A 2,556-nucleotide genomic window follows, 5' to 3' on the forward strand; every position below is an offset into this window, starting at 1 on the left:
GGGCGTGCCACCTTTATTCCCCGGCTGGCGGACTGGTTTAGCGAGCAGTTCTCGACGGCGGTGCTGATCCTGCCGTTTATTCTGACCCTGACGCTGCCTTCGGCGCTCGGCGCCTTCCGTTTCCGCCAGCTTCTGCCGGTTATCGCGCTGGTACTGTCGATTATTCTCGGGGTTAGCGTGGGCGGAGCAGGGAGCATCACCTTCCCGCTGCCGGCGCTGATCTGGTGCGCCATTCGCTATCCGCTGCCGCTGACCTGCCTGCTGACGTTTATAACCGGCATCAGCGAAATTCTGCTGGTGGCAAACTCGCTGATCCACCTCTCTCCCGACGCGCGGATGCAGCCCTGGCAGCTCTTCTCCACCCGTCTGGGCATCGCCGCGATGCTGATTAGCCCGGTGATTGTCGCCTCGAGCGTGGAAGCGATTAATAATCTGGTGAAGCAGCTGGCGCTGCGCGCCGATTTTGATTTCCAGACCCGCGTTTACTCGCGCTCCGGGCTCGGCGAGGCGTTGAAGCGTCAGCCGCTGGCCGAAGGGCAGCTGCTGACGGTGATGGTACTGGATATTGACGGCTTTAAGCGGGTTAACGACAGCTGGGGGCACGAGTGCGGCGATTGCGTCCTGACGCAGTTTGCCCAGCAGGTGCGCCAGCTGGCGGGCGAGCAGGGAATGGTGGCGCGCATCGGCGGGGAGGAGTTCGCCGTGGCGACTCTGACCTCGTCGCTGCAGGAGAGTCAGGCGCTGGCGGAGAAAATCCGCCAGGGCGTTGAGGCGCAAACCTTTGTCTGGGGGCAGAATCAGATCCGCCTGACCGTGAGCATGGGTCTGGAGTCCCGTCAGGTGGGGAGCGAGCGGATAACCGAGCTCTTTAATCAGCTGCTGATGGCCGCCGACGACTATCTGGTGAGCGCCAAGAAAGCGGGGCGCAATCGCGTTTGTACCCCCGGACTGGTCTGAAGGCGGTAATAAGAAAAAACGATAGTGATTTTTCTTGTGTTAAATTTAGGTTAAAAACATAGTGATGTGGTCAATTTTAAGGAACCTATCATGACCACATCCTTTTCCCTGCGCACGCTCTCGCGTGAAGAAATCCTCGACCAGATTCAACCGTTAACCGACATTTTGACCAGCTGCGTGAACGGCGGCGCGTCGGTCAGCTTTATGCTGCCATTCTCCGCGCAAACCGCCAGCGACTTCTGGCAGCGGACGGCGCAAAGCGTTGCCGCCGGCGAGCGTATTGTGGTGGCGGCGGAAAATGAACGTCATCAGATTGTCGGTACCGTCCAGCTTATTGTTAGCCAGCCGGAAAACCAGCCTCACCGTGCGGACGTGGCCAAACTTTTGGTTCACCAAAATGCCAGACGGCAGGGGCTGGCCAACGCGCTGATGAACTATCTGGAGGAGATCGCCCGCGACCGGGGCAAATCCGTGCTGGTGCTGGACACCGCAACAGGCAGTGGCGCCGAGCGCTTCTACGTTCAGTGCGGCTGGGAAAAAGCCGGGGAAATTCCGCGCTATGCGCTGATGCCGGACGGAAAGATGACCGCCACCTCGTTGTTCTATAAGTTCCTGCAATAACCGCCGATGGTTTGATCAAAACGGGGTTTTAGTCGTAGAGAAAGCTGATAAGTTATTACACCAATTACTCAGGTTGTATGACTACTCTATGAGGGAACCTATTGTGAAAACACTAAATCGTCGCGATTTTCCCGGCGCGCAGTATCCTGAACGCATTATCCAGTTCGGCGAAGGTAACTTTTTACGCGCCTTTATCGACTGGCAGATCGATCTGCTCAATGAGCATACCGACCTGAACGCCGGCGTCGTCATCGTGCGCCCCATTGCGAGCGAGTTCCCGCCGTCGCTGAGCGTTCAGGACGGCCTCTATACCACGATTATTCGCGGGCTGAACGAGCAGGGCGAGGCGGTTAGCGATGCGCGCATGATCCGCAGCGTCACCCGGGAAATCAGCGTCTATGCGGACTATGCCGAATACCTGCGCCTGGCGCACAACCCGGATATCCGCTTTGTGTTTTCTAATACCACCGAAGCGGGCATCAGCTACCACGCGGGAGACCGCTTTGACGATGCCCCGGCGGCAAGCTATCCGGCTAAGCTGACGCGCCTGCTGTTTGAGCGCTACAGCTGCTTCTCCGGCGCCAGCGATAAAGGCTGGGTCATTATTCCCTGCGAGCTTATCGACTATAACGGCGAAGCCCTGCGCGAGCTGGTCCTGCGCTACGCCAAAGAGTGGGCGCTACCGGAAGCCTTTAGCGCCTGGCTGGATGAGGCGAATACCTTCTGCTCAACGCTGGTGGACCGCATCGTCACCGGCTATCCGCGCGATGAAGCGCTGCAGATCGAGCAGCAGCTCGGCTATAAAGACGCCTTCCTGGACACCGCCGAACATTTCTATCTCTTCGTTATTCAGGGGCCTCAATCGCTGGCCGCGGAGCTGCGCCTCGATAAGCTGGCGCTTAACGTCCTGATTGTCGACGATATTAAGCCTTACAAAGAGCGTAAAGTGGCGATTTCTAACGCCGCGCATACCGCGCT

General features: G+C 58.3%; 3 protein-coding genes. All 3 read left to right on the forward strand.

The features are described 5' to 3' along the window. Nucleotides 1–957: GGDEF domain-containing protein (locus tag PFH44_RS26685; RefSeq protein WP_283826705.1), on the forward strand; the 957-nt coding region annotated here is incomplete at its 5' end. A 90-nt stretch (nt 958–1,047) separates the two neighbouring features. Further along, nucleotides 1,048–1,578: a GNAT family N-acetyltransferase gene (locus PFH44_RS26690; protein ID WP_045858224.1), complete on the forward strand. Its 531-nt coding sequence runs from the start codon at nt 1,048–1,050 to the stop codon at nt 1,576–1,578. Nucleotides 1,579–1,681: 103 nt separating this feature from the next. Beyond that, nucleotides 1,682–2,556 (forward strand): tagaturonate reductase (locus PFH44_RS26695; RefSeq protein WP_283826706.1); only part of this gene is annotated, 875 nt, incomplete at its 3' end.

Source organism: Klebsiella sp. Ech2A (assembly GCF_030078455.1).
GTDB classification, from domain to species: domain Bacteria; phylum Pseudomonadota; class Gammaproteobacteria; order Enterobacterales; family Enterobacteriaceae; genus Klebsiella; species Klebsiella terrigena.